At 57.2% G+C, this 26,343-nt stretch carries 25 protein-coding genes; 14 read left to right on the plus strand and 11 right to left on the minus strand.

Translation table 11 applies throughout. The features are described from left to right. Positions 1-34 precede the first annotated feature (34 nt). The 3 genes from rpoZ to ACWWD9_RS00115 all read right to left on the minus strand — a co-directional run bounded on the left by rpoZ (position 35) and on the right by ACWWD9_RS00115 (position 1,830). A complete protein-coding gene (gene rpoZ / locus ACWWD9_RS00105) occupies positions 35-247 on the minus strand; it encodes a DNA-directed RNA polymerase subunit omega (RefSeq protein WP_013440877.1) in 213 nt (70 codons plus the stop codon). A 20-nt stretch (positions 248-267) separates the two neighbouring features. Further along, on the minus strand, positions 268-876 hold the full coding sequence (gene gmk, locus ACWWD9_RS00110) for a guanylate kinase (protein ID WP_015829095.1): 609 nt from the start codon (positions 874-876) through the stop codon (positions 268-270). An 87-nt stretch (positions 877-963) separates the two neighbouring features. After that, positions 964-1,830: a YicC/YloC family endoribonuclease gene (locus ACWWD9_RS00115; protein WP_455867346.1), complete on the minus strand. Its 867-nt coding sequence runs from the start codon at positions 1,828-1,830 to the stop codon at positions 964-966. A 169-nt stretch (positions 1,831-1,999) separates the two neighbouring features. Between ACWWD9_RS00115 and ACWWD9_RS00120 the strand changes: the two genes are divergently transcribed. The 6 genes from ACWWD9_RS00120 to hemW all read left to right on the plus strand — a co-directional run bounded on the left by ACWWD9_RS00120 (position 2,000) and on the right by hemW (position 6,708). Next, on the plus strand, positions 2,000-2,941 hold the full coding sequence (locus ACWWD9_RS00120; protein WP_455867347.1) for a serine/threonine protein kinase: 942 nt from the start codon (positions 2,000-2,002) through the stop codon (positions 2,939-2,941). Next, on the plus strand, positions 2,938-3,840 hold the full coding sequence (locus tag ACWWD9_RS00125; protein WP_455867348.1) for a PP2C family protein-serine/threonine phosphatase: 903 nt from the start codon (positions 2,938-2,940) through the stop codon (positions 3,838-3,840). Before ACWWD9_RS00120 ends, ACWWD9_RS00125 begins: the two co-directional genes overlap by 4 nt. A 95-nt stretch (positions 3,841-3,935) precedes the next feature. Continuing rightward, a complete protein-coding gene (rph, locus tag ACWWD9_RS00130) occupies positions 3,936-4,652 on the plus strand; it encodes a ribonuclease PH (protein ID WP_455867349.1) in 717 nt (238 codons plus the stop codon). 1 nt (position 4,653) lies between these two features. After that, positions 4,654-5,259: an RdgB/HAM1 family non-canonical purine NTP pyrophosphatase gene (rdgB, locus tag ACWWD9_RS00135; RefSeq protein WP_230346354.1), complete on the plus strand. Its 606-nt coding sequence runs from the start codon at positions 4,654-4,656 to the stop codon at positions 5,257-5,259. Beyond that, the gene (locus tag ACWWD9_RS00140) at positions 5,256-5,474 is read left to right on the plus strand and encodes a hypothetical protein (protein WP_013440870.1); all 219 of its coding nucleotides are present in this window, start codon (positions 5,256-5,258) and stop codon (positions 5,472-5,474) included. Before rdgB ends, ACWWD9_RS00140 begins: the two co-directional genes overlap by 4 nt. Positions 5,475-5,490: 16 nt before the next feature. Further along, positions 5,491-6,708, plus strand: coding sequence for a radical SAM family heme chaperone HemW (gene hemW, locus ACWWD9_RS00145; RefSeq protein WP_455867350.1), 1,218 nt, complete (start codon positions 5,491-5,493; stop codon positions 6,706-6,708). 66 nt (positions 6,709-6,774) lie between these two features. On the opposite strand, the gene ACWWD9_RS00150 is transcribed toward hemW, so the two are convergent. Continuing rightward, a complete protein-coding gene (locus ACWWD9_RS00150; RefSeq protein ID WP_455867351.1) occupies positions 6,775-9,405 on the minus strand; it encodes a cellulose synthase subunit BcsC-related outer membrane protein in 2,631 nt (876 codons plus the stop codon). Then, complete coding sequence (locus ACWWD9_RS00155) at positions 9,402-10,379, minus strand: glycosyl hydrolase family 8 (protein ID WP_455867352.1); 978 nt, start codon at positions 10,377-10,379, stop codon at positions 9,402-9,404. Before ACWWD9_RS00155 ends, ACWWD9_RS00150 begins: the two co-directional genes overlap by 4 nt. Before the next feature lie 134 nt (positions 10,380-10,513). On the opposite strand from ACWWD9_RS00155, the gene ACWWD9_RS00160 reads away from it, so the two are divergent. Further along, the gene (locus tag ACWWD9_RS00160; protein ID WP_455867353.1) at positions 10,514-11,107 is read left to right on the plus strand and encodes a hypothetical protein; all 594 of its coding nucleotides are present in this window, start codon (positions 10,514-10,516) and stop codon (positions 11,105-11,107) included. A gap of 7 nt (positions 11,108-11,114) precedes the next feature. Here ACWWD9_RS00160 and ACWWD9_RS00165 read toward each other — a convergent pair whose 3' ends face one another. The 4 genes from ACWWD9_RS00165 to argH all read right to left on the minus strand — a co-directional run bounded on the left by ACWWD9_RS00165 (position 11,115) and on the right by argH (position 18,136). Beyond that, a complete protein-coding gene (locus ACWWD9_RS00165; RefSeq protein WP_455867354.1) occupies positions 11,115-13,253 on the minus strand; it encodes a cellulose biosynthesis cyclic di-GMP-binding regulatory protein BcsB in 2,139 nt (712 codons plus the stop codon). A gap of 32 nt (positions 13,254-13,285) precedes the next feature. After that, positions 13,286-15,520, minus strand: a complete 2,235-nt coding sequence (gene bcsA / locus ACWWD9_RS00170) for a UDP-forming cellulose synthase catalytic subunit (protein ID WP_015829085.1) — start codon at positions 15,518-15,520, stop codon at positions 13,286-13,288. Positions 15,521-15,847: 327 nt separating this feature from the next. After that, positions 15,848-16,705 (minus strand): alpha/beta hydrolase family protein, encoded by an 858-nt coding sequence (locus tag ACWWD9_RS00175; protein WP_455867355.1) that lies wholly within the window; start codon positions 16,703-16,705, stop codon positions 15,848-15,850. 18 nt (positions 16,706-16,723) lie between these two features. After that, entirely contained in the window at positions 16,724-18,136 is a 1,413-nt protein-coding gene (argH, locus tag ACWWD9_RS00180) for an argininosuccinate lyase (protein ID WP_455867356.1), read from the minus strand. A 29-nt stretch (positions 18,137-18,165) separates the two neighbouring features. Between argH and ACWWD9_RS00185 the strand changes: the two genes are divergently transcribed. The 6 genes from ACWWD9_RS00185 to ACWWD9_RS00210 all read left to right on the plus strand — a co-directional run bounded on the left by ACWWD9_RS00185 (position 18,166) and on the right by ACWWD9_RS00210 (position 24,178). Further along, on the plus strand, positions 18,166-19,215 hold the full coding sequence (locus ACWWD9_RS00185) for a sensor histidine kinase (protein WP_455867357.1): 1,050 nt from the start codon (positions 18,166-18,168) through the stop codon (positions 19,213-19,215). 72 nt (positions 19,216-19,287) lie between these two features. Further along, a complete protein-coding gene (locus ACWWD9_RS00190; protein ID WP_455867358.1) occupies positions 19,288-20,028 on the plus strand; it encodes a LytR/AlgR family response regulator transcription factor in 741 nt (246 codons plus the stop codon). An 83-nt stretch (positions 20,029-20,111) separates the two neighbouring features. Next, entirely contained in the window at positions 20,112-21,074 is a 963-nt protein-coding gene (gene hemC / locus ACWWD9_RS00195; protein ID WP_455867359.1) for a hydroxymethylbilane synthase, read from the plus strand. Continuing rightward, on the plus strand, positions 21,067-21,870 hold the full coding sequence (locus ACWWD9_RS00200; protein ID WP_455867360.1) for a uroporphyrinogen-III synthase: 804 nt from the start codon (positions 21,067-21,069) through the stop codon (positions 21,868-21,870). The genes hemC and ACWWD9_RS00200 overlap by 8 nt, the downstream gene beginning before the upstream one ends. A gap of 2 nt (positions 21,871-21,872) precedes the next feature. Continuing rightward, the gene (locus tag ACWWD9_RS00205; RefSeq protein ID WP_013440857.1) at positions 21,873-22,997 is read left to right on the plus strand and encodes a uroporphyrinogen-III C-methyltransferase; all 1,125 of its coding nucleotides are present in this window, start codon (positions 21,873-21,875) and stop codon (positions 22,995-22,997) included. Beyond that, positions 22,997-24,178 (plus strand): heme biosynthesis protein HemY, encoded by a 1,182-nt coding sequence (locus ACWWD9_RS00210; RefSeq protein ID WP_013440856.1) that lies wholly within the window; start codon positions 22,997-22,999, stop codon positions 24,176-24,178. The genes ACWWD9_RS00205 and ACWWD9_RS00210 overlap by 1 nt, the downstream gene beginning before the upstream one ends. Positions 24,179-24,230: 52 nt before the next feature. Here ACWWD9_RS00210 and ACWWD9_RS00215 read toward each other — a convergent pair whose 3' ends face one another. Next, positions 24,231-25,265 (minus strand): CDP-6-deoxy-delta-3,4-glucoseen reductase, encoded by a 1,035-nt coding sequence (locus ACWWD9_RS00215; RefSeq protein WP_013440855.1) that lies wholly within the window; start codon positions 25,263-25,265, stop codon positions 24,231-24,233. A 188-nt stretch (positions 25,266-25,453) separates the two neighbouring features. Next, positions 25,454-25,876, minus strand: a complete 423-nt coding sequence (locus ACWWD9_RS00220; protein WP_455867361.1) for an FxsA family protein — start codon at positions 25,874-25,876, stop codon at positions 25,454-25,456. A 111-nt stretch (positions 25,877-25,987) separates the two neighbouring features. Here ACWWD9_RS00220 and cutA point away from each other — a divergent pair, with 111 nt between their 5' ends. Next, the gene (cutA, locus tag ACWWD9_RS00225) at positions 25,988-26,341 is read left to right on the plus strand and encodes a divalent-cation tolerance protein CutA (protein ID WP_455867362.1); all 354 of its coding nucleotides are present in this window, start codon (positions 25,988-25,990) and stop codon (positions 26,339-26,341) included. Positions 26,342-26,343 lie beyond the last annotated feature (2 nt).

The following is a 26,343-nucleotide window of genomic DNA, read 5'->3' on the forward strand; positions in this document are numbered from 1 at the left end:
TGATCTTCGGTGCATTTAGCACCGGATGTTGAACTTAGGCTTGGCCGCGGTTCAGCACTTCCAGACCGACCTTGCCGGATGCGATTTCGCGCAATGCCAGCACTGTGGGCTTGTCCTTCTGGCCATGGGTATTGACCAAAGGTTCCGAGCCGTTGGCCAATTGGCGCGAACGGTACGCTGCTACCAGCGTCAGTTGAAAGCGATTAGGGATTTTTTCGAGACAATCATCTACTGTCATGCGAGCCATGTGTTATTCCTCCGTATGATCTATATGAGTTTTTCCAGCAGATCCTGGTGCCGCAGCAACTGCTTTTCGCGCTGCAAACGCTGGGTGCGGATGATGGCGCGCAGATCATTTAGCGCCACCTCAAAATCGTCGTTAATTGTAACATAGTCGAACTCGACCACATGGCGCATCTCATCGCGAGCAGCCGCCAGCCGACGGGCGATCACCTCGGCGCTATCCTGTCCACGGCCGTGCAGGCGCTGCTCCAGCGCCTCCAGCGAAGGTGGCAGAATAAAAATGCTGATGGCCTGCGGGTAAAGACTGCGCACCTGGGCAGCGCCCTGCCAGTCAATCTCCAGAATCAGGTCATTGCCTTGCTTCAACACGCTTTCCACCCGGCTTTGCGATGTTCCATAGCGCGCACCATGCACATGCGCACTTTCCAGAAAGTCGCTGGCTTCCAGCATGCGCATGAATTCAGCTTCTTCCACAAAGTGATAGTGCACCCCATCCACCTCGCCTGGTCGCGGCTTGCGGGTGGTATACGACACCGATAGCTGGATCTGGCTGTCTGACGCCAGCAATTCGCGCACCAGACTGGTTTTACCCGCGCCAGATGCCGCGGTGATGATAAATAAATTGCCTGTCATGCTCGTGATTTCTTTTAAATGGTCTGCGCCGGCTGGCGGCGATTGCAAGATGGGCGGCCCGTTTCCGCGCTGCCCTTTCAAATGTGATTACTCGATATTTTGAATCTGTTCACGCATCTGTTCAATCAATACTTTAAGCGCCATCGCGGTTTGCGATACTTCGGTTGAGACCGACTTGGAACCCAGCGTATTCGCTTCGCGATTCAGCTCCTGCATCAGGAAATCCAGACGCTTGCCGGCAGCGCCCTTGGCACCGAGAATACGCTTCACCTCTTCAATATGCGCGGTGAGGCGTGTGAGCTCTTCGTCCACATCCACGCGTTGTGCGAACAGCACCAGCTCCTGCCGCAAGCGCTCTTCGTCCACTGATTTCAACGCCTCCTGCAGCTTGGCGACAAGGCGCTCCTGATATGCCTTGATCTGCAATGGCAGCAGCGGCTTGACCTGGGCAACTTCGCGCTCCATCTCGGCCAGGCGCTCGCGGATCACCGCGGCCAGCTTGGCCCCTTCACGTGCCCGCGCGGCGCTCATGTCCTGCAACACCTGCTGCAGAATCGCCCTGACCTGATCACCCAGCGCAGCCGTATCGATGCCATCGCTCATCACCACACCGGGCCAGCGCAGAATGTCAGCTACCGTCAACGGTGCACTGGCAGGCATGTGCTGCTGTACATCGGCTGACAGCTTGGCCAGCTGCTGCACGATGCTGACATCAAGCTCGGCTTTTTTCGTAGCATCCTGGCTGCGCATCAGGCTCATGCGGCACTCCACCTTGCCACGCCCGAGATGGGCTGCAATCAGTTCGCGTGCCATGGGCTCAAAACTGCGCAGACTGTCATCCAGCTTCATGTGCAATTCAAGATAGCGATGATTGACGGAGCGCAACTCGATAATGAGGGTACCGCCGCTGACCTCGCGCTCCAGCGAGGCAAATCCGGTCATACTGAATGTCATGGAAAATTCCTGGGGGAGATGAAGATTTTAAAGTTGGGGCATGGTATCAAATCCCGCCGGATTCATGCCAAAATAAGCTAGTGCCTCGCCGCGGCGGCACATGGTTTTCTGATGATGATGCGCCTTTTTTATTCATGCCACGGCCGACACTTGGGATGTATCGTTCAGTATGCAGGCTACGCAAAACCAGTCTCTCCCCATTGGACACCCGCTACAGGACTATGTCATCAAGAAGGTTCTGAGCGCGGGTGGCTTCAGCGTGGTCTACTTGGCCGAGGATGCCGGCAAGAATACCGTCGCCATCAAGGAGTATCTTCCGACCGGTCTCGCCTTGCGCAGCGAAGGCAGCAAAGTGCAGATCAACTCCGCCGCTGCCTCTACCAATTTCAAGCACGGCCTCAAATGCTTTTTTGAGGAAGGGCGAGCACTCGCTACCATCGAACACCGCAATATAGTGCGGGTGCTGAATTTTTTCCGCGCCAACGATACCGTTTACATGGTCATGCAATACGAGCGTGGCAAATCCCTGCAGGCTTCCATCCTCAACCAGTCGCAACCCTTGGGGGAAAATTTCATCCGTCGCGTTTTCTGCGAGCTGCTGAATGGCCTGCGTGAAGTGCATGCCCGCAAGCTGTTGCATCTGGACATCAAGCCCGCCAACATCTATATCCGGCTCGATGGCTCGCCTGTGCTGCTGGATTTCGGCTCGGCCCGGCAAACATTGTCCGCCACCCAGCCCAGCCTGCCGCCCAGTTATACGCCGGGCTTTGCCTCCCCCGAGCAATACTTCGACAAGACTCTGCTGGGGCCATGGAGCGATATCTACAGCGTGGGCGCCAGCATGTATGCCTGTATCAGTCGCGGCACGCCACCCGCCGCCGATGCCCGCCGCAAGGAGGATAAACTCATCCCCGCCGTCCGCCTCGGCAAAGCCCATTACTCGCCGGCACTGCTGGAAATTATTGATCGCTGCCTGGCACTGGACCACATGCAACGCCCGCAAAGCGTGCTGACCCTGCAAAAAATGCTGGCGGACAATATCCCCAATGCGCCAGTTGCCAAAGCCGGCCTGATGGACAAGCTGCGTCAGTACTTGCGGCCAGACACATGAAATTCAGCATTTACCAAAGCAGCCGCAAAGGGCCGCGCGCACATAATCAGGACCGGCTGGCCTATGCTTACAGCCGCGATGCCGTGCTGATGGTGCTGGCCGATGGCATGGGTGGCCATCGCCACGGTGAAGTGGCCGCTCGCATGGCCGTCAAGACGCTGACCGAGGATTTCAAAAAAAGAGCGGTAGACCTGCTACCGCATCCCGGACGTTACCTGATGGAGCAAATCCAGATCATTCATCAGGCCCTGCATCAGCTCAAGCACACCCAGCATATGCTCGAGGCACCATGCACTACCATCGTGGCCGCCATTATTCAGCAGCATCGTCTGTACACCGCCCATGTGGGCGACTCCCGCCTTTATCATTTCCGCAGCGGGCGCAGCATTTACCACACAGAGGATCACTCCGTGGTGCAAAAGATGTTTCGCCAGGGCTTGCTGCATCGCGATGAGATGGCGCGTCATCCGGAGCGTCACAAAATCTATAACTGCCTGGGCAGTAGCCATACGCCCAAAATCGAGCTGACGCCCCCGCGCAAGCTGATGGATGGCGACATTCTGCTGCTGTGCTCGGATGGCCTGTGGTCAGGCTTGAGCGAAGAACAGATGGCCGAGATGATTTACCAGCATCCGGTCGACATTGCCATTCCCAGGATGCTGGAAACTGCCGAAGAGCAAAATGGCAGCGAAGGTGACAATGCCAGTGCCATCGGGCTGCGTCTGGGCCAAGCCGAGCTGATGCTGTCTTCTCATGATATGGCGATGGGTGCCATCACCACCATTCTGAACCCGGTGACGGAAAGCGCAGGCCAGGCAGAAGATGTCGAGCTCAGCGAAGCGCAAATAGACCTGGCCATTGCCGAGATACAGGCAGCCATTACCAAATCACGCGGCTAGTCGCCTGCCAGGCGGTGCCGTTTCACGTGGAACCCGGCATTATTGAATTCCCCATGACTGGCTTATAATCAGGGTTTTGACAGAGCGAAACCATCATGCGCCCCAGCCAGCGAGAAACCCACCAGCTACGCCCCATTGAAATCATCCGGCACTACACCAAGCATGCCGAGGGCTCGGTACTCGTCAAATTTGGCGATACCCATGTGCTGTGTACCGCCAGCGTGGACGAAAAAGTACCCGGTTTTTTGCGCGGCAAAAATCAGGGCTGGGTAACCGCAGAGTACGGCATGCTGCCCCGCTCTACCGGCAGCCGCATGGACCGCGAAGCGGCACGCGGCAAGCAGAGTGGGCGCACACAAGAAATTCAGCGCCTGATTGGCCGCTCCCTGCGCGCTATCATCGATCTGGAAAAACTGGGCGAGCGCAGCATACAGATAGACTGTGATGTGATTCAGGCTGACGGCGGCACCCGCACCGCCAGCATCACCGGCGCCTATGTCGCCCTGCATGATGCCATCAGCCGTTTGCTGGCGCAGGGCCTGATCAGCGAATCGCCCTTGCGTGATTCGGTCGCTGCGGTGTCGGTCGGTGTTTACCAGGGCACGCCGGTGCTGGACCTCGATTACATTGAAGATTCCGACTGTGATACCGACATGAATGTCGTGATGACCGGTAGCGGCGGCTACGTGGAAATTCAGGGCACGGCTGAAGGTGTGCCGTTTCAGCGAGCCGATATGGATCGCATGCTGGACCTCGCCGCCGCAGGCATACGCGAGCTGACCAGCCTGCAAACCAAGGCGCTGGGCTTGTAACATGGCGCTGCCCTTCAACCAACTGGTCATCGCCAGCGGTAACGCAGGCAAGCTGCGGGAGATCCGCCATCTGCTGGCGCCGCTCGACCTGGAAATCATCCCGCAATCCGCCCTCAATGTGCCGGAAGCGGAAGAGCCCTACTGCACGTTTATTGAAAATGCGTTGACCAAGGCGCGCCATGCCAGCCGCCATACCGGATTGCCCGCGCTGGCCGATGATTCCGGCCTGTGCGTGGATGCCCTGCAGGGTGCGCCTGGCGTGCTGTCAGCGCGTTATGCCGGTGAACCAAAATCGGATGCCCGTAATAATGCGAAACTGCTGGAGGTCATGCAAGGTCTCACCCAGCGGCAGGCGCATTTTTATTGCGTGATCGTGCTGGTGCGGCATGCTGACGACCCGGAACCACTGATTGCCGAAGGCGTATGGCAAGGCGAAATACTGGACACATTGCGCGGCGAAGATGGCTTCGGCTATGACCCTTTGTTTCTGGATGCCAAAACCGGCAAGACCGTCGCCGAATTACCCCTGGATATTAAGAGCCGCATCAGCCATCGAGGTCAGGCCATGGCCCGCTTGCTGCATAGGCTGGAGAGATTGGCAACATGAGTAGCAACGACTGGCCCAAATGGGTACGCGATGACAACAGCGTGGTCTCCTGCACCGAAAAAGTGAAGGTGATGACCGAGAATTTTGACGAGCTGAAACAGATTGCGCAGGATGCGCTGGAGGACGGCCTGTTGATGGAAGTCTCCGAGCAGCAGATGCGTGACGCCTTGCACCAGCTGGTCGACAGCCTGATCAATCCGTACAACAAAGCTTAGCGCTTATCCGCGCCGCATGATACCCATCATTCCGATTGCGCCTGCCCCGGTGACTGAAAATCCGCTGGTAGGCCAGCTCACCAGCAGCGGCCTGGGCAATCCGCCACCACTCAGCCTGTATATCCATATCCCCTGGTGCGTACGCAAATGCCCTTATTGCGATTTCAATTCACATGAGTCGCGCAACCCTATCCCGGAAAGTGCCTATGTTGACGCGCTGATTGCCGACCTTGAGCAAGCCACGCCGCTGGTATGGGGCCGCAAGGTGCGCAGCATCTTTTTTGGTGGTGGCACGCCCAGCCTGTTCAGTGCGGAATCCATAGACCGCATTCTCAGTCATGTGCGCATGCTCACACCGCTGGAATACGAAGCGGAAATCACGCTGGAAGCCAACCCCGGTACTTTTGAAGCGGAACGCTTTGCAGGCTACCGTGATGCCGGGGTCAACCGCATTTCCATTGGTATACAAAGTTTTAATCCGCGTCATTTGCAGGCCTTGGGGCGCATACATAACAGCGAAGAAGCGCAATACGCCGCCGAGCACGCCATCAAGATTTTCGGCAACGTCAATCTGGATTTAATGTACGCCCTGCCGGAACAAACGCTGGAAGAAGCGCTGCAGGATATGCGCACCGCCATTGCGTTAGGCCCCACGCACATCTCCGCTTATCACCTGACACTGGAACCCAACACCCCGTTTTACTACAAGCCACCGGCTCTGCCCGACGATGACACCAGCGCCACCATGCAGGAGGCCATCGAGCATCTGCTGGCAGAACATGGCTATGGCCATTACGAAACCTCGGCCTTTGGCAAAGCGGGCAAGCGTTGTCGGCATAACCTGAATTACTGGGTGTTTGGGGATTATCTGGGCATAGGTGCGGGCGCTCACAGCAAGCTGAGCTTTCACGACCGCATTCTGCGGCAATCCCGCATCAAGCAACCCAACGCTTACATGAAAGCCGTGGCAGAAACCGGCCACATTGAGGAAGAACGCCTGCTGGATCGCGCAGACCTCGGCTTTGAATTCATGATGAATGCCCTGCGCCTGACTGAAGGCTTTGACCCCAAGCTGTTTACCACCATGACCGGACAGGCGCTCAGCACGGTGGAGCCCGCCCTGCAGCAGGCCGAGCAGCGCGGGCTGATCACCCGCACGCCCGAGCTGATTGCCCCCACCGCGCTGGGGCAGCGCTTTTTGAATGAGCTGTTGCAACTCTTTCTGGAAGAATAAACAGCGCAGTAACCTCGCCAGAAGTCCCAGTCTCGCGGCAGATCACAGTCGATCCACCAGCCCGGCTTAATAAAGCCCGTTGAATGTTCTGGTCGGTAAGTCCGTACTTAATACGGATTGCCGCGATTCAAACAATACCCGTAAAAACAGCATGCCCGTTTCGTCCTTGTACTGCGGCGCATTGCGCTCGGAGAGCGCACCGCCGATCTGCAGCCTGTCGTTGATGCGCCATACGCCAGTCGCTTCGGCGGTATAGCTCATGCCGTTATTTTTGCTGGAGGCATAGCTATTGCCGTCGTCATTGCCGGGAAACCACGGCGAGGCCGCTTCGGCGATGGACACGGTGGCAAACGCCAGACGCCCCTTCACGATAAACTGCTGGTTTTCACGGGTTAAAAAGTCCAGCGCCGGGCCTATGCTGACAAAGCGTTCCGGGCTGAAATATCCCCCATGCCCCAGCGTGAAATGACTGAGATTTTTTTGATAATGGTCATAATTGAACCCCAACCCCAGCACCGCATATGAAAATGCTGGCAAGTCGAGGTTTTTGCCCACACTGGCAAACACGCCCGCATGGCGATTCGTCTCCACACTCTCGCCGTCCAGATATTCCATGTTAATGGCAGCGCTCACGGACCAGTTATTCCCCAGTTGCTGCAGGCCGTTCAAACGAACACCTTTGCGCAGCACGCGCCCCCATTGCTTGCCGGTATAGGGGTCACGCATACCGGTATACGACAGGATGGATTCACGCACCGGCTCTACATACAAACTGCTGGTGAGCGTCGCCAGTTTGTTCATGCTCTGATGCGCCACATAGCCCGTTGGGCGGCTGCTGACCTCGCCGTTATCCGGCGTCATGCCCAGGGCGATATCCCACACATCGTCGCGCCAGCTGACTCGCGGCTCCAGGCCGGTGGTAGAGGTGGTTGGGGAATAGCGCCAGGCACCGGAACTGCCAGAGCCCACCAGCGCATCGCGTGACAATGTGCCGCTATCCAGACGGACCTCGCGCAATGACACATTCAGCTCGCCATGGTTACCCGTCGGCATGCTGGCTTCCAGCACCGGTACCTGCCGTATGCTCAACTGCGATAAGCCCTGCGTGCCACTCTTGTCGCGCAACGCGATCCCGGCACCGGCCTGTGGCGCGGCTATGCCACCGGCATCGCCATAGGTGTCAGCATCCAGTGCGCGCGCTTCAAAAAAGCGCTTCTGCCCAAACAACCCCGCCGCCACATGATGCTTGTATTGGCTGGCCAGCGGCTCGGTGGTCGCCAGCGGAGCTATGTCATCTGCCCGGTCCAGCTTGAGATAACTCGCCATGACGCCCGCGGCACTTTCTTCATCCGGCTGCGCCCGGTAAAGGCTGGCAAACACATCGGCAGCCTGTGTGGTATTCCCCAATCCAAACTGGGACCAGGCCTCCATCAGCGAGGCATAGCGAGGCAAGGCCCCGGCCTGCTTTGCCTCCTGCAAGTAGTTCAGCGTCTGCTGACTATCCTGTTGCCCGTAGGCCTGTTTTGCCAGTGCCAGGTAAGCATTCAGCAGCAGATCATTGCGCCCGGCATCGTTCGCCGGCAAGCCCTGGGCCACCGTAATCGCTTCTTCGTGATTTTGCTCGCGCGCGAAGACCAAGGCGAGGCCATAGCGGGCATTGTCATTCTGCGGTTCCATCGCCAGTGAGGTCGCAAACAAATCCTGCGCTGCGGCCAGTCGCTCCAGCTTGAAGTCATGCCAGGCCACCAGCAATAGCTGGCTGATATCTTTTCGGGCCACGATCTCTGGCTGCAACTGCTCAAACAGGCTGTCCACCCTGGCATTGTCATGCTGCTTGATGGCAAGCGCCAGATCCTCTACCCCGTTCTGGTATACCAGTTGCTGAAAAAGCGCCTCGCCGCGCGCCGTGCGCGGGGTGGCCGCACCAAGCGCAATCAAGGCCTCCCATTCCTCACGGCTGAGCCAGTGTTGGGCTTTGTACAGAGTGGCGAGCCGGTCTTCTTCCTTCTCGCACTGGGTGACCAGATGCTGCAGCTGCGCTTGCAAGGATTCGCGCTGCCCCAGCGTCGCGTGGGCGGCGGCTAGTGCCCAGGCCTTGTCTATCGCCGCGCAGGAGAAGGCTTCCGGGTATTGCTCACCCAGTTTCACCAGCGCCTCGGTATCCTGCTCGCGGATCACCTGCTCCAGGCGTTGCTCGCGTCGCTTTTGCGCCAGCAGCGCCACCAGCTCAGACGGCGCTTTCCAGTCCGGATACTGACTCTGCAGCCTGGCAATGCCTTGCTCCACACGGTCATACTCATGCTGGTTGAATAGCTTCCACAGGGGGCGGGTATCAGGCGCGCTGGGTGCGGCGTCTTGCTTGGCAGCTACCGCAGCCGGCGCTTTTTTCGCAGGCGTCAGAAAACTGGAAAGCGGCACATTGTTGATCAGCGGCTGGCTTTGCACGCGGCCATTTTTCTCGGGCGTTTGTGATTCGATGGCATCGGACACCGCCTTGGGTTCGCTGATGACATTGGACGGCACAGCCTTGATGGTTGCCTGTGATGCATTTGATTCCTGCTCTGCGACGACTGCCCATGCAGATGGGGCGGTCGTCACCGCCCGCATATTGCCCGCGGCCTCGTCTGCACAAGCGATAACCGGGCATTCGGCCAACCCGGCCACGGACAGCATCACCACCAGAGCCTTGTATTTCAACGTGCCTGCTCCCCGACCATCATATCGGCCAGCAGCAACAGCGTGGCCGAGTAATAATCCTGCGTGTTGATCGGATAGTCAGGCCGGGGCGCTACCGCTGGATAGCGGCATGTGAGGTCGGCAATATTGAGTATGCCGGGCGCCGCACCATAAGGGGCCACTGCATCGTTTTCGATACTGACGGTAGGCGGCAAATACGGAGTTTTCTGGTAATAGCCCCAGAACGCCTGGAAAGGCGCCAGCAGGTTGGCGTTGGCTTTTTTGCCCCACATGACGAAAAACGGCACGCGCACCGCGTCATACCCAAATTGCGCAGGGAACCCTGGCGCTGGCGTCACCTTGCTGCCGAGCTGCACCCAGTCAGTGGGCAACTGCCATTTGCCGAAATGACTTTCACGGATGATGGCGACGCCGCTCTCGCCCAGTTGATCCCACACCGGGTCCGGCGCATACCGACTGAAATCATTCAAGGCCGGGAAAATCCAGTAAGACAGATTAACGATCTGGCCAGCCGGTTTTTCAAAACCCGCCGAGCCGGGCAGAATCACGGGACCCCACTTGCTCGGCTTTACCAGCAGCCGCTTCACATCGTTGAGAATTGCCTCTGCTGCCTTTTTATACGCGGGCACATGCCATTTATCCGCGGCGCGCAGCAACGCCCACGCCACATACAAATCGCCATCCGTGGCATTGTTGAAGTCGTTCACCCCTTGTTTGGTGGTCCAGCGCCAGGCAAGCAGGCGATCCTTGCGCACCTGCAGTGCGCTTTGCGTCCACTGCCACAGTCGATCAAAGGTTTTTTGGTCGTTGTAATGCACAGCCAGCAGCATGGTGACGCCCTGGCCTTCGGAATGGCTGATGCCGCCATTGCCCACATCCACCACTCGCCCCTCGGCCAGCACAAAGCGCTGCTTGAATTCCGTCCAATCGGCCTGGCCTGCCATGGCAGAAGCGCTGCCAAATTGAACTAGCAAACCCAGCAGCAGTGCCTTAAAGTAAGATAAAGACTTATCCCTCATAAACATAACGTCTCTCAAAAATGACTGACAGGGTAACGATGACAGGCTCCGCACAATTACAACAAGGGCATCCGGCACATGAAGCCCGGATGACCATTCAGGTTTTCAGCCACAGCGATGAGGCTTTGCAGCACGTTCGTCAGCTGGCGCAAGAGGCGGTGACAGAACACACCGGCAGCATCAGCACGGAAGACGCGTACTGGGTCGCCCGCTTTGCCAGTACCGATGCCAGCCTCGAGGCCGCCATCACCATGCAGCGCGCGACTGACCTCTTCAATTTCGATAACGGCAGCCACCCGCCCATACTGTTGGGTATTCATATCGCATGCGATGAAAATATCACGGCAGCCCTGCCACCCCCACCAGCGGCTTTTCTGCGTCCGGGGGAAATTCACCTGTCAGAAAGCGCATACCGCGCTATCCACCACGATCAGCCTATCAAATTCAGGACGGTGGATCATGCCAGCACCACCGCCTACAAAGCCATCTGGAAAATGCAGGAGTTCGAGCTGGCTGGCCCCGTGCATCATCAAGGCGCGCCTTCCGTTGGCTTTTTCATCAAGGTCATCCTCATTTGCCTGATCCCGTTTCTGCTGGTGCTTCTGTATACCTGGCGCGAACCACTGCAGCACGGCTTAAGCTCGCTGGATGGCACGCGCACCATCGATCACCAGCTGGAATAACGCCGCTTTATACCGGCCGCCCTGCCACACGCTTCTTGCGATACCGGCGCAGCACCACAAACAGGGTGATGGCAAACCCGATGGTCAGCAATATCACCAGCCCGTAATAGATATAGGGATGGGTGTACAGGTAGGACTGCCAGAATGATTTCTTGCCGGATTTACCCGTGGTGTAGGTGGTTTCAGGCTTGAAGCTTTTCACAATCGCCTTGTCCTCCTGCGAGGCAAGGTCCAGCATGGTCAGCTCGCCCTCGGTCTGCGCCTGCACTTCGGACTTCAGCAAGGCCTCGCTCAGGCTGAGCAGGTTTTTCGAATCCCGTGCGGCGAATACCATGCCGGTGCGTCCCGACTCATACGGCGATTCAAACTGCAGGAGATAGCCCTGGCCCTCCCCCAGCTGGCTGGACTGCACGCTGCTGATCAGCACCGGATCTGACGCCCAGTCCCGTACCAGGGCATAAGGCACGGCAGATTTGCCCTTGGTAAAAGGCAGACTCTTGCCGCCCAGCGCGGCAGAAATGCTGTCTGGCGACCCCAGCATGATGAAGTCACCCTTCCATGGATTGGCCAGTGCCTTATCCAGCTGGATGGCATACAAGGGGAAGCCGCTTTTCTGCGTCATCAACCCGATCAGATTCATGGCCGCAGACAGGGTGTTGTCATCGGTCTGGGTCAGCACCACCTTGCTTTCGTAGCCATCCGCCCAGCGCGTGAACGGGAAGCCGCTCAGCATGAACAGTTCAAGATTGGGCAGCTCGACAAAGTGCGGCATGTCGGGGAAGCTGAAGGTGGTGTCATCAAACACGGTCAGGAACATATTGCCGGTCAGCATGAGGTCGCATTCCTTCAAGGGCGGATGCAACTCGGTGGCAAACGAAATGCGGTTGCTGCCCGGCTGGAACAGACGCGTGGGGATTTCAATCACGTAATTCTGAAACGAGGCGCCATCCGTATTGCCGAGGTGGATGCCCTTCACGATCTTGCCATTCACCACGATATTCATCGCGGAGGTTTCACGCATGCCGGCGCCATAGGCAAAGTGCAAGGCCAGCTTGGCAGACAGGTTGGGCCGTATCATGAAATCCGGCGGCAAACGGAAATTGATATCCTTGCCGCTGGCGTTGCCACCCTGGAAAGTCGCCGTCGGGAAATTCAGCGCCTTGAGGGTATATTCCTTGCCCGGCTCAATCAGCTCGCGTCCGCTGTATTCCCTGAGCTTGGGCAACTTGAATTCATACGCGCTCAGGCTGGGCGTGCCGGGAAAGGTCGACATGCTGGCAAAGGTTTCAGCCGCGAGCTTGACGTCATCGACCTGCTTGCCCGTCACCACCACCAGCGCATGTCCGGCATCCTGCCCGCCTCCCGCCTGCGGCAGAGGCAGCATGCTGACATAGCCACCCTGCTCGTGGTCAGCCAAGGCAAGCTTGGACTCGCCCAGCAAGCCCTGGACAAACGCGTGCTTGCCCACCAGGATGTTATCCACCCCTGGTTTCAACTGGCGTGAAACCGTGAAACTGACCTGGCGGTAATCAAAATGATGCGCCACGCCGGAGGCCACTATCGACAGCGGGTTCAGCAATTCGCCATCCTGGGTATCCGTGACGAGATGCACTTCCGCCTGCGGGAAGACTTTCGGATCAAACAGCAGGGTGCCCACACTGGACAATGCCACGGGTACCGCTTTGTTTTCGTAATCGATCGCCAGCACCGAGCGCTTGAGGTCTATGGTCGTCCACATATCGGGCGAGCAGCCCTTTTCGCAGCCCTTGCTTTCACTATGCTGGGCCACGGCAAAGGAGAGTTTGTTATAGCCTGCGCTCAGATACTGCACAGGCAGATTGAGCTGCACCAGCACATCCGGGCTCAAGGCATCGAGCTTGGTCTGCGCGATGGGCATGCCGTTCAGCTTGACCACCAGCTGGGATTGGCTGGTAATCAGATTGATGGAGGAAACATAATGCAGGTTAAGCGTCACCTTTTTCACATTCCAGCGATGTGCCAGCGGAATATCCAGCCCCTGCTCATCCCCGGTACATTTCAAGGTGAGCGTGGGCGCTGCAATCAGCTTGTCGAGCTCAACCTGCTGGGTATTGGCATACCCCAGCAGCGGAAACATCCATAAAACGACATACATCCATACTTTCATACGACCCCCGAACTTCCCCATGATTGATTGGTTTATTTTTTTGCGTATTTTCTTTGCAAGGCCATCAGGTACTGCACACCTGATGACGTCATGATCCCGAAGCTTTCCGCCATGCCTTTGATACCCGACACAAACAGGTGGCCCAGCATTCTGAATGTCTTCTCATTGCGGGTTTTCTTGGCCCAGAAGCGCGTCCAGCGCCCGCTATCGCCATACAAATAAGCCACGGCCTGGGCGTAACTCTGCTTGTCCAGCACAAATTCCGTCCCGCAATAAAACACGCCGTTACGCTCAATCACCCGCTTGAACACCGCGTTAAAGACAAATTTCCTGCCATCGCTGCTGGTGGTTTCCAGTATCACCGGGTCCGAGACCTTGGGTGCCTGGGGCAGCTTGACCTTGAACCCCAGGCCCGTGATGGAAAGGTCCATGGTCTCCCCTGTGTATTCGGCATCCCCGCCCGGCAAGCGCATCCTGACGGACTCTTCCACATTGATGCGGTGGAACTGGCGCATCTGCTTGCGTTCCCAGAAGGCACCCAGCGAAATGACCGCCAATACCACATTGTAAGTGCACCATACCGCCGTCACGGACAAGGTATCGCGCAGGATAGGATCGGTAAACCAGCTGATGACCCCGGCACCAATCGCCAGGATATTCACCAGGATAATGACAAAAAAGATGGCCGCCAGAGGATTGAGAAAATCCTGCTCCTGCGTGTTGCCCTTGGGCGTGACCTTGAACGAGGGCTTGTGCGGGTTAAAAAGTACGGCGATGACCGCCGGTGCCAGGAATATCGACTGCACACTCTCGTAAATTTCCGAGAAAAACGGCTGGCGCGCCCGGCCATAAAAGAAATCCATCAGCATGAAGGTAGAAAAAATATACGGCACGGCATAGCTGATGACCTGCGTGAACGACGCAAAGTAAATCTTGAGACTGAGCAGCAGGAACAAGGCGGGCGCGATAAAAAACATCACACGCGCCAGCCCAAAGAACCAGTAAAAGCAGAAGTTGAAATAGCACAAGCGCTGGTGGAAGCTTAGCCCTTTGGCCATCAGCGGATTGCTCAGCAGGAATAGCTGCACCATGCCCTGCGCCCAGCGGGTGCGCTGCAGGATGTAATCCTTGTAGCTCTCCGGCGATAGCCCGCACACCATGGGGCGATCCAGATAAATGCTGTTGTAGCCCAGGCTGTGCAGGTGAAAGGAGGTTTCGGCATCTTCAGTAATGGTTTTACCGGCAATGCCGCCTACCTCCATCACATAGCGGCGGCGTAACAATGCAGCCGAGCCGCAGAAGTAACTGGAGTTCCAGAAATCCAGCGAACGGTGGATTTCCTTGTAAAACATATCGTTTTCACGATTGGGATTACCAACGCCGATAAGGTTTTTCTCGACGGGCGTGGGATTAATAAAGAAGTGCGGCGTCTGCACCAGAAACAGCTTGGGATCGGCCGCAAAGAAACCCACGGTGCGGCGCAGGATGTCATGGGTAGGCACATGGTCACAATCCAGCACCAGGAAAAGCTCGCCATGGGTCTGATGCAGGGCATGGTTGAGATTACCCGCCTTGGCAGCAACATTGGTTTCGCGGGTGATGTAGTTGGCGCCCAGATCCTGCGCCAGCCTGCGCAAGCGGTAATAGCGTGCCCAGGCGACCTCGGCGGTGGCCGGATTATTGCGTTTGTTTATTGTGCTGCCATCGTCGCAGATATGAATACGCAGCTTGTCCTTGGGATAATCAATCTGGCTGGCAGCGATGGTAGTAATGCGGATGATGTCGTCCGACTCATCGTAAGTAGGGATGAAGACATCGACAGTTGGATAGTCTGCCAGATTGGGCGGTAGCTTGAGCGGACGGTTACGCAGAGGCCAGAGATTAAGCAGGATACCCAGCATGTAAATGGTGAGCGAATACACCTCGGCCAGATACAGCAGCGTCATGGCAATGAAATCGAGCGGGCCGGTATAGATCAGGGTTTCGGTGCTGCGCCAGATCAGGTAGCGCAGCGCCAGAAAGCCGGAAAGCAGAATAAACAAAAAGCGCCATGGTGGGCGCTTGGTGACTTGCCATTTGTACATGCACGCCAGAATCACAAACACGCCCCAGGAGAGCATGAGCTGGCGCTGAAGATCAAAGACGTCAATGGATACCTTGAGCAGGTACATCAACAAACTGGCAAACCCCAGTAGCAGCCACCCGATGGAGAGTGATTGACTTTTGGGGTCCTCATTAAAAAATGGGAACAGCGCCTTTGATTTCATTATCTTTTTCTATTAATTCTTAAATATCACAGATGAACCCCTGGATCTCATCTGACGCGGCTGATCTTCCCTACCCCCAGCCTACCCCCAGCCGCACGCCACTTTATCATCAAGCCCGCGATTGCCGATAGCCTGCCCTGGCATCCACGCTTGCTCAAACAGGAGAACTAGCAACTCTTGTACCGCCCGCTGCAACTTGGGCGACAATGTTTAAAATCCGCTAACAATCATCAAGTTAACACAAAAAGCATGGCGCGGTCACACAGGCAGGCACCCGCCCGTTTGCTACAGATGTGCGAAATTCAGCAAGCAGTGCACCGCTTTGCCTCAGCTCCGGCCTGTATGGTGATCCAGAAAGTCTGCAATTTGCAGTGGCATGACCTGATGAAAGGCGACTCGGTCAAAGCCCGGGGGATCAAGCGCCGGAGCCAGGCCAGGCCGCTGCATCGCCTGCGGAAACGGGCTCAGGAAGGAAAAATGCCCGGCATTCTTTACCTCGTGCCAGCTCACACTCGCTGGCTGCTGCACGCCCTTGATCACCAGGTCGGCATGCCATTGCGGCGTAATCTCATCGTGCTCACCGGTGAGGATGAGGATGGGAAGATTAACCGCGCTCAAGGCGCCCTCGGGCAGATAGTAGGCCGTGGCTGGCGCCAGCAGCACCAGGGTAGAGATGCGATCATCAGCCTCCACCGGCACGGCCTCCCGCTCCTGAGTCCAAGGCTGTCCGCCCGCCAGCGCAAGCGCGGTATACGCTCCGAGCGAATGGCCGATGACGGCAATGCGGGTGAAGTCAAGATAGCGGGAATACTGCGGATGCGAGGCCATATGGTCTATGGTCAGCGAGACATGGCGCGGACGATTCTGCAGATTTTGCCAGGTGCCCTTGAGGCTGTTATCGAGCCGATTATTGCCTGGATGCTCCAGCAACACCACCACATAGCCGCGCGCCGCCAAGGCCAGGGCGATGGTGCGATACAAGATCGGCGCCCCACCGCTGCCGTGTGAAATCACGACTAGCGGATAAACGCCGGGGGCCACCGGGGCATCCAGCGCCACTTCTATGCTGTAAGGGCCTATCGTGTGTGGCTGCGGAGACTGGGTGGCAGGGTAAAAAGCAATAACGGGAAAGGTCAGATGCTGGGCAGCATCTGACACGCTGAATGTATGAAATCCGACCGGCATGCCTAGGGCGGCGAGCGATCAGGCCAGGGCTTGACGGGCGCGGCCTATGGCGAGCCTGACTTGCTCCGGCGCGGTACCGCCAATGTGATTGCGGCTGGCAAGCGAGCCCTCCAGCGTCAGCACGGCATAAACATCATCGCTGATCTGGGTGCTGAATTTCTGCAGCTCGGCCAAAGGCAAGTCTGACAAGTCACAGCCTTTTTCCACCGCATAACGCACTGCCAGCGCCACCACTTCATGGGCATCGCGGAAAGGCGTGCCCTTTTTCACCAGATAGTCGGCAAGGTCGGTGGCGGTAGCAAAGCCTTCGCTGGCCGCGGCACGCATGGCGGCCTTGTCCACCTTTATGCCACGCAGCATGTCGGCATAAATCTGCAAGGTCACCAGGATGGTATCGGCGGTGTCAAACAAGGGTTCCTTGTCTTCCTGATTATCCTTGTTGTAAGCCAGTGGCTGGCTTTTCATCAAGGTGAGCAGTGCCACCAGATGACCATTCACGCGCCCCGTCTTGCCACGTACCAGCTCGGGTACGTCAGGATTTTTTTTCTGCGGCATGATGCTGGAGCCGGTACAGAAGCGATCGGCAATATCGATAAAGCCAAAGCGCGGGCTGGACCACAAAATCAGCTCTTCGGAAAAGCGCGACAGATGGGTCATCAGCAGCGCGGCAGTAGCGGTAAATTCAATGGCAAAATCACGGTCGGATACGGCATCGAGTGAGTTCTGGCAGACCGCATCAAAGCCCAGTTGCTGCGCGACGTATTCACGATCTATCGGGTAGCTGGTGCCCGCCAGCGCGGCGGCGCCCAGCGGCAGGCGATTGATACGCTTGCGCGCATCGGCAAAACGCTCAGCATCGCGCTGCAACATCTCAAAATATGCCAGCAGGTGATGACCAAAGGTCACTGGCTGGGCCACTTGCAAATGGGTAAAGCCTGGCATCACGGTATCACTATGCGCTTCGGCCAGATCCAGCAGCGAAGCCTGCAAGCCACGAATGCCAGCGATCACATCATCGGTGGTGGCGCGCAGCCAGAGGCGCACATCGGTGGCCACCTGGTCATTGCGTGAGCGGCCTGTGTGCAGGCGCTTGCCTGCATCGCCTATCTTGTCGGTCAGGCGCTTCTCGATATTCAGATGCACATCTTCCAGATCCAGCAACCACTCAAATTCACCGGCGCGAATCTCCTGCAGGATAGAGGCCAGCCCCTGCTCAATGGCGCTGACATCCTCATGGCTGATAATGCCCTGCTTGCCCAGCATGCGGGCGTGGGCGAGCGACCCCTGAATATCAAACTCGGCCAGGCGTTTGTCGAAATCCACCGATGCCGTGTAGCGCTTGACCAGCTCGGCGACCGGCTCGTTAAAGCGACCGGACCAGGCTTTGTCTTTGGCATCGAGTGAATTGGGGGTGCGGGATTGTTCTTGCATGAGACGTTTTCGTTAAGAATAATGAGCTTATGACAAGTATAAAGCAAAAGCCCGGCCTTACGCTCACTGCGACCGCGGCGGGGGCGCTGCAGAAACTGCCGGATTTCCGTAATCCCGGCATCGCTTTGCGCATCCTGTTACTGGTCAATCTGCTCATGCTGCTCTCTGCTGCTGTGCAAAACACCAGCTTGTCGGCAACGCTCAGCCACTTCACCGAGCAATCGGCGTTTGGTCAGCCAGCCTTGTTGCTGAGCTTGCTCGTGCTTTATCTGGCATACCCATGGCTGTTACGGCTGCGGTACAGCCTGGCGATGCTGCTGGCAGGGGGAAGCGCCATGCTGGTGGTGACCTTGCTGTACCTCGCGGGCACGCAGATACTGGGCATGGATGCCCTGCCGCCTCTAACCAGAATCTGGCTACTGAGCCTGAGTGCCTGCCTGATCACCGCTTACTACCTGCATCTGCGTTACCGGGCTATGTCGCCCGCGATGGCCGAGGCACGTTTGCAGGCATTGCAGGCGCGCATACGCCCACACTTTCTGTTCAACAGCCTGAATGCTGTGCTATCGCTGGTGCGCAGCCAGCCACAGCGGGCAGAAGCCGCCCTGGAAGACATGGCGGAACTGTTCCGTGTATTGATGGCGGACAATCGCGAACTGGTGCCCCTGGCACAGGAAATCAGCCTGTGCCGCCAATACCTGGCACTGGAAAAACTGCGGCTGGATGAGCGCCTGCTCGTCACATGGCAAATGGATACCATGCCGCCCGATGCCATGGTGCCGCCGCTGGTGTTGCAGCCATTACTGGAGAATGCGGTTTACCATGGCATAGAGCCGCTGAGTGAAGGCGGCGAGATCATCATCAAGATTTACACCGTGCACAATGATGTACACCTGCTGCTCTCAAACCCGCTGGCTCCCGAGCAGACCCGCACCTCGGGCAACAAAATGGCGCTGGCCAATATCAGGGAGCGCCTGGCCTTGCACTTCGATGTCGCCGCCACACTCTCCAGTTCTGCACGTGATGGCCGTTATGAAGTGCATATCGTGCTGCCTTATCAACGCCATCGCCATGGCTGACACACGCTATTGAAATGAGAAATGGCACGATGCCCAAACAACTGGATTTCAAGATGCAGTTACCACTGAACCATGGTTGATCAAGCCGTCACGCTCATCATCGCCGACGACGAGGCGCCTGCACGCAACCGCCTGCGCGAGCTGCTGGCCGACATGCCCGGCGTCAGCATTGCTGGAGAAGCACGCCATGGGGCCGAGGCCATTGCCCTGGCGCAGCAAAGCGGAGCCAATCTGGTGTTGCTGGATATCCGCATGCCGCAGATGGATGGCATAGAAGCGGCAGCCCATCTGCAGAAAATGCCCTCGCCCCCCGCGATCATCTTCACCACCGCTTACGATGCTTACGCGCTGCAGGCATTTGACATGAGTGCCATCGATTACCTGCTAAAGCCCATCCGCCGCGAACGGCTGCTCACCGCCATCAACAAGGCTCGCGCCCTGCTGCCTGCGCAACTGGCGGCGATACGCCCCATGCAGCCCCAGCGTAGCCATTTCAGCATCAGCGAGCGCGGACGTGTCTTGCTGGTTCCGGTCAACGAGGTGATCTATCTGCGTGCAGAGCTGAAATACACCACCTTGCGCACGGCACAGCATGAATACCTGATCGAAGACAGCCTCAACAGCATAGAGCAGGAATTTGGCGAACGTTTTTTGCGGCTGCATCGTAACTGCCTGGTCAATCCGCACTATCTGCTGGGGTATCAGAAAATGGCGGAGGGGGAACACCAATGGGTTGCGCTGCTGAAAGGCATTCCGGAAACCGTGGGCGTCAGTCGGCGGCAACTGCACCTGCTTAAAAATCTGGCAGGCTGACCAGACGCACAAAGCGGTCATCATCCGTATGTTAAAATAGCGTTTTATTCGATTTTTCGGGCGTTGCGCCCCGCCAGCCCACTATGACTTCGACCTCCCCCATCAGCACCCCAGAAAAACTTGTTATTGCTTCGCGCGAGAGTGCGCTGGCCATGTGGCAGGCACGCCACATCCAGGCTCGCTTGCAGGCGCTGTACCCCAGCACGCAGGTAGAAATTCTGGGCATGACGACCACCGGCGACCAGATTCTGGATTCCCCGCTGGCACGCATTGGTGGCAAGGGGCTGTTTGTGAAAGAGCTGGAGCAGGCATTGGCCGATGGCCGCGCCGATCTGGCAGTGCACTCAATGAAAGATGTGCCCATGCATTTGCCCGAAGGCTTTGCCATGGCAGCGATAGGCGAACGCGAGGATCCACGGGATGCTTTTGTATCGAATGATTTCCCATCGCTGGAAGCCTTGCCTGCGGGCAGCATCGTCGGTACCTCCAGCCTGCGCCGCCAGAGCCAGTTGCAAGCGCGCTTTCCGCATCTGGTGATTGAGTCCCTCCGCGGCAATCTGCAAACCCGCCTGCGCAAACTGGATGAAGGCCAATATGCGGCCATCATTCTGGCAGCCGCAGGCCTGATCCGCCTGGGCCTGGGTAATCGTATTGCGCAAACCATTGCGCCAGAAGACAGTATTCCCGCCGTGGGCCAGGGCGCGCTGGGGATTGAAATCAACGCAGCGCGTACCGATCTGTTAACGGTATTGGCGCCCCTGAACCACGCGGATACAGCCGCCTGCGTGGAAGCCGAGCGCGGCATGAGCCGGGCGCTGGCCGGCAGCTGCACGGTTCCGCTGGGGGCTTATGCCACCAAGCAGGGCGAGAACATCACCATCCATGGCTTCGTCGCCAGTGTGGATGGCAAGCAGATGCTGCGTGCCGAAGCCACAGGAAATGCGGCACAGCCTGAACTATTGGGCCAGCAGCTAGCCCAATCCCTGATTGCAAGGGGCGCAGACAAGATTCTGCAGGCGCTGGCTGAACAAAGCGCGCATGGCTGATTTACCACTGAGCAGTGTGGCATTGACAGGCTTGTCGGTGGCGATCACCCGGCCGTTGGATCAGGCCACGCGCTTGTCGCGCTTGATCGTGGAAGCAGGCGGAACGCCCTATGGCTTTCCGCTGATTGAAATTGCCCCGCTGGCAGATTACAGCGCATTTGATGCCCAGCTGCATGAGCTCGGCAAGTACGATTGGACTATTTTTATCAGCAGTAATGCGGTTCAGAATGCCATACCAAGGATGCTGAATCTGGTCGGCCAGCCGCCAGCCACATTGCGGCATGCTGCCATTGGCCCGGTCACCGCTGCCGAACTGACCAGCCTGGGCATCGGGCCAGTGCTAACGCCACAAGGCAGGTATGATAGTGAATCGCTACTGGCACTCCCCGAGATGCAACAGGTAAAGGGGCAACGGTTTTTGATTTTTCGTGGAGTGGGTGGCCGGGAACTGCTGGCAGAGAGCCTGCGAGCCCGCGGTGCTACTGTGGATTTTGCCGAGTGCTACCGCCGCATCAACCCGCAAACCAGCGCAGAGCCACTGGAACAGCGTTGGCAACAACAGCAGCTTGATGCCGTTGTAGTCACCAGCAGTGAAGCCATGCGCTATTTGCTGAACATGACGAATAACGGACAGCAACCCTGGATACGCGATGTGACACTGTGTGTGAATCATGCACGCATTGCCGAACCGCCCATTGAGCTTGGATTGCACGTCATCGTGGCAGAAGCGCCGGGAGACGATGCCATGTTGCAATGCCTGAATACTGTAGCCCTCTTGAAACAACAACGACACTGAATATGAGCGAACAACCCACGCCTTCCCAGCCAGCTGAAACGCCCGCCATCGCGACCTCCAACGTGCCTGCACAAGAGGTCTTGCAGGAAGAGGCTGCGCCCTCTGCGACCAGCAACAACTGGCTGACCCAGCTTGCGCTGGTCATCGCGCTGGCAGCGGCGATTGCCATGGCCTGGCAGTGGTATCACGCGCGCCAGCGTTTCGCCGTGCTGGAGCAGGAGCTTTCGCAAAAACTTGAGCAATTCAATGGCGTGAACCAGCAAGCCCTGGCTCTGGCCCGCAATGCCGATGAGCGCAGCACCGAAGTCAGTGCCCGCGCCTCCCTGTTTGAGCAAAAACTGGCGGAATCACGCGATCAGGCCGAAGCCTTGCAGACGCTTTACCTGGAGCTTGCCAACAATCGCGAGGAACGCACGATTGCCGAAGTTGAGCAATTGATCATCATCGCCAACCAGCAGCTGCAGCTGGCCGGCAATATCAAGCCCGCCCTGCTGGCCCTGCAAACCGCCGATACCCGCTTGCAACATCTGGATAGCGGCCAGGTCGTGCAGTTGCGCAAATCCATAGGCCAGGATATTCAGCGTCTGCAAAACATGCCGCAAGTCGACACGGTAGGCATCAGCCTGAAACTGGAAAACCTGGCGGAATCCGTCGGCACGTTGCCTTTGGTAAGCGAGCGCCATCCACAATCCGCGCCAGCGCTCGCTCCTGAATGGGACAGCAATCCATGGCGACGCCTGGCCCAAGAGGTATGGCAGGACTTGCGCACCATGATCCGTCTGGAGCGTATCGACCGGCCGGAACCACCATTGCTGGCCCCGGAGCAGAATTTCTTCCTGCGCGAAAACATCAAGCTGCATTTGCTGACAGCCCGCATTGCCCTGCTACAACATGATGAAGCGACCTATCGGGCAGATCTGCAAGCCGCCGAAAAATGGCTGAAAAGCCATTTTGACCCGCGAGATAGTGGCACACAGCTGGCGTTAAACATCCTGAAAGAGCTTTCTTCCAAGGAAATCGTGATTGACCTGCCTGATGTGAACGAAAGCCTGTCGCTTGTCAGCAAGTACAAACTTTCGCTGGAACGCCTTAGCACACCAGCAAAAAGCAACACGGAGCGTAAATAGTGCGTTGGCTGTTCTGGATTTTACTGATTCTGGGGCTGGCGGTAGGCATCTCGCTGCTGGCAGTCAATAATCAAGGGTATGTGCTGATCGTACGGCCGCCTTACCGCATGGAGCTGTCGCTCAACCTGCTGCTGGTGATGATACTGGGCGGCTTTATCAGCCTGCACCTCTTGTTGCGGCTGATTCAATACACGCGCCATCTGCCAGCCAGTGTTCGCAGCTATAAGGAAGAACGCCGCATTCGCCTGGGCCGTGCCGCCTTGAGTGAAGGCCTGCAATCGCTGGCGGAAGGCCGCTATCTGCTCGCTGAAAAGGCAGCGAATAAAGCCCTGGCTCTGGAAGAAAATCCAGGCTTGTCCACGCTGGTAGCTGCGCGGGCTGCGCACAAGCTCAAGAACAAATCGCAGCGCGATTTTTATCTGGCCGAGGCCGAACGCATTGCGCCAGATGCTGCCGTTGCCCGCCTGCTCTACCAGGCCGAATTCATGCTGGATGATCGCCGTTACAACGAAGCATTGAATGTACTGCACAAGCTGGACAAACTGGAATCCAAGTACCCTCCCGCCTTGCGCCTGGAGTTGAAAGCCCAGGTGCACCTGAAAAACTGGGAACAGGTGCTGGTAACCCTGCGCCGCCTGGAAAAGCACGATGCGATTGAAAGCTGGCATTTGCGTGAACTGCGTCAACAGGCGCATACCCATCTCTTGCAACGCCTGGCAGACGATCTGGACAAGCTGAATGCCTACTGGAAAAAGATGCCGGAAGAAGATCGGCTGAACAACCGCATCGCCTGTATTGCCGCTCAGACCTTTATTCAGGCAGGTGCTGGTGACCAGGCTGCGGAAATTGTAGAAATGAGCCTGACCAAAGGCTGGGACAGCAAGCTGGCGGGAATGCTGGGCGACTGCCTGTCGTCACAACCGCAAAAGCAGCTGCAACAGGCCGAACACTGGTTGCTGAGCCATGAAAATGACGCAGACCTGCTACGCTCATTGGGCAATTTGTGTGTACGACTGAGTTTATGGGGCAAGGCGCAGAGTTACTTTGAGGCCAGCCTGAGCGTAAAACCAAGTGCCGCCACGCATCTGGCACTGGCGCGCTTGTTGGACGAGCGCGGCGAGACAGAAGCGGCCAATCACCAATTCCGTCTTAGCACGCAATTCTGTCCGGGGTTCGAATAAGGGCAGTGCCGCTCGGCCAACTGCCCGTTGAGTTAAGGCTGGCGCCTCAGGATCATGCTGCCGCAGGCTTGGGCGGTGGGTTGGAAAAGGTAAACGCGTCCGAAAAGAACTCGTCTTCTGGCAAGCCCTTCAGCTGGAAAGCCTGATGGGCAACATCCACCATCTGCGGCGCGCCACAGCAATACACCTGATACGCGCTCAGATCGGCAAAGTCTTCCAATACGGCTTCATGCACCAAACCACGTCGGCCTTGCCAGCCGTCTTCGTCCTTGGGCTCGGATAATACCGGCACGTAACTGAAAAGATTGGATTCCTCCAGCCAGCGCATGGGCAGTTCCGGCATGTAAAGGTCTTCCAGAGAGCGAGCCCCCCAGTACAGCACCATCTTGCGAGGTGTTTTCTGATGCAGGATATGCTCGATAATGCCTTTGATAGGCGCAAAACCGGTACCACCTGCGACGAAAATGATGGGCTTCTCATGATCCTCACGCAGGTAAAAACTGCCAAATGGCCCTTCCAGACGCAAAATGGCTTTTTCCTGCATTTCGTTGAAAACGTACTCGGTGAAGGTCCCGCCCGGAATCAGGCGCAGATGCAGCTCCAGTAATTCATCATGATGTGGCGCATTCGCCAGCGAAAAAGCGCGGCGCTTGCCGTCTTTAAGCAGAAATTCTATGTATTGACCGGCCAGAAACTGCATGCGCTCGTTGCTGGGCAGCTTCAAGTACAAGGCCATCACATCGTGTGACAGCTTTTCCATTTTCTGCACGCGGGCCGGCATGATACGAGGCCGTATGCCATTGCTGCCTGTGGCTTCGCGGCATTCAATAACCAGATCGGTTTGCGGAACCGCACAGCACAGCAGTGCCAGGCCATTGGCCTTGTCGGCATCCGTCAGGGCGGAGGCCTGATGATCGTTATGGCTCACTTCTCCTTGCAGCACTTTGCCTTTGCAGGCGCCACAGGCACCGTTACGGCAACCATAGGGCAAGCCCAGGCCCGCATCAATGGCGGCGCTCAATACGGTGGCGTCGCCTTCAACAACAAAGCTATGGCCGCTAGGCTTGACTGTTACTTGGTGAGACATGCGTTCAGTTCCTGATTCTACAATGATGAAAGTGGCATCAAGTCTGGTCGGCCATGAGACCGCAAAGAATTAATGCACACAAAAACAAACCATTAGGTGAGGCGCGAGTTTAACACAAGCCTTGGATCAAGCTGCATGCCGACCTGCAAACGGAGCTTGCATAGCCCCAGAGCGTTGCAGGATTGTCATTAATCTTCGCGGGTATATTCACCCTCGATAACATCATCATTCGCTGCTTGTGGCCTGCGGCTCTGGCGGGGCTCCGCCTGTACGGTTTCATCAAAAACATCCGGCTTGGCGGAGGGCAGTAGCAGCAGAATCACGGCAATGGCATCGGTCACCACGCCTGGAATAATCAGCAAGATGCCGGCGAGCATGTTTTTGGCACCACTGAACAAGGCGCGGGCGGGGGCGCCACCCTGGCTCAGGGTTTGGGTCATGCGCCCCAGCATCATCAGCTTTTCGTCCTGTATCAAACGCCAGCCCAGAATGGCGACCACCACCAGGTAAACCAGTACCCAAATGCCATAGCGCCCGGCCAGTTCTATCAATAACCATATCTCGACAACGGGGAATGCGAGTAAAATCAGCAGCAGCAAGGGTAAAGGCATATAAACGGTACTTTAAAAATAGCGAAGCAAGGGTCTGACGTCGCGTCATCGCGCTTGTTCCCTTGTAAATGATGCTTCACGTGGATATTTCAAGTCGGGGATGCTGACATCATGTCACATGACACCTTATCAAATGCAGTCACGGCCAGCGAGGCGATTCTGGTTATGACCAATATGCCGGATCAAACGTCGGCGAACAGCTTGGCCGCGTCCCTGGTCAACGCGCGGCTGGCTGCCTGCGTCAATATCCTGGCGCCCTGCACCTCGGTCTATCGCTGGCAGGGCAAAGTCGAAACCGCCAATGAAATCCCCTTGTTGATCAAGACATGCCGCACGCAATATGCCGCCTTGCAGCAAGCCATTGTGCAGCAGCATCCTTACGAACTTCCCGAAATCCTCTGTGTCCCAATCAGCACTGGATTGCCTGCCTACCTGGCGTGGCTTAACGAGGAAACGACGGCCTGACC

Source organism: Methylovorus sp. SPW-M1, assembly GCF_053848825.1.

Coding starts and splice junctions, on each gene's coding strand:
- rpoZ (WP_013440877.1), bottom strand. CDS start 247: ATGGCTCGCATGACAGTAGATGATTGTCTCGAAAAAATCCCTAATCGC.
- gmk (WP_015829095.1), bottom strand. CDS start 876: ATGACAGGCAATTTATTTATCATCACCGCGGCATCTGGCGCGGGTAAA.
- ACWWD9_RS00115 (WP_455867346.1), bottom strand. CDS start 1,830: ATGACATTCAGTATGACCGGATTTGCCTCGCTGGAGCGCGAGGTCAGC.
- ACWWD9_RS00120 (WP_455867347.1), top strand. CDS start 2,000: ATGCAGGCTACGCAAAACCAGTCTCTCCCCATTGGACACCCGCTACAG.
- ACWWD9_RS00125 (WP_455867348.1), top strand. CDS start 2,938: ATGAAATTCAGCATTTACCAAAGCAGCCGCAAAGGGCCGCGCGCACAT.
- rph (WP_455867349.1), top strand. CDS start 3,936: ATGCGCCCCAGCCAGCGAGAAACCCACCAGCTACGCCCCATTGAAATC.
- rdgB (WP_230346354.1), top strand. CDS start 4,654: ATGGCGCTGCCCTTCAACCAACTGGTCATCGCCAGCGGTAACGCAGGC.
- ACWWD9_RS00140 (WP_013440870.1), top strand. CDS start 5,256: ATGAGTAGCAACGACTGGCCCAAATGGGTACGCGATGACAACAGCGTG.
- hemW (WP_455867350.1), top strand. CDS start 5,491: ATGATACCCATCATTCCGATTGCGCCTGCCCCGGTGACTGAAAATCCG.
- ACWWD9_RS00160 (WP_455867353.1), top strand. CDS start 10,514: ATGACCATTCAGGTTTTCAGCCACAGCGATGAGGCTTTGCAGCACGTT.
- ACWWD9_RS00165 (WP_455867354.1), bottom strand. CDS start 13,253: ATGAAAGTATGGATGTATGTCGTTTTATGGATGTTTCCGCTGCTGGGG.
- bcsA (WP_015829085.1), bottom strand. CDS start 15,520: ATGAAATCAAAGGCGCTGTTCCCATTTTTTAATGAGGACCCCAAAAGT.
- ACWWD9_RS00175 (WP_455867355.1), bottom strand. CDS start 16,705: ATGCCGGTCGGATTTCATACATTCAGCGTGTCAGATGCTGCCCAGCAT.
- argH (WP_455867356.1), bottom strand. CDS start 18,136: ATGCAAGAACAATCCCGCACCCCCAATTCACTCGATGCCAAAGACAAA.
- ACWWD9_RS00185 (WP_455867357.1), top strand. CDS start 18,166: ATGACAAGTATAAAGCAAAAGCCCGGCCTTACGCTCACTGCGACCGCG.
- ACWWD9_RS00190 (WP_455867358.1), top strand. CDS start 19,288: ATGGTTGATCAAGCCGTCACGCTCATCATCGCCGACGACGAGGCGCCT.
- hemC (WP_455867359.1), top strand. CDS start 20,112: ATGACTTCGACCTCCCCCATCAGCACCCCAGAAAAACTTGTTATTGCT.
- ACWWD9_RS00200 (WP_455867360.1), top strand. CDS start 21,067: ATGGCTGATTTACCACTGAGCAGTGTGGCATTGACAGGCTTGTCGGTG.
- ACWWD9_RS00205 (WP_013440857.1), top strand. CDS start 21,873: ATGAGCGAACAACCCACGCCTTCCCAGCCAGCTGAAACGCCCGCCATC.
- ACWWD9_RS00215 (WP_013440855.1), bottom strand. CDS start 25,265: ATGTCTCACCAAGTAACAGTCAAGCCTAGCGGCCATAGCTTTGTTGTT.
- ACWWD9_RS00220 (WP_455867361.1), bottom strand. CDS start 25,876: ATGCCTTTACCCTTGCTGCTGCTGATTTTACTCGCATTCCCCGTTGTC.
- cutA (WP_455867362.1), top strand. CDS start 25,988: ATGTCACATGACACCTTATCAAATGCAGTCACGGCCAGCGAGGCGATT.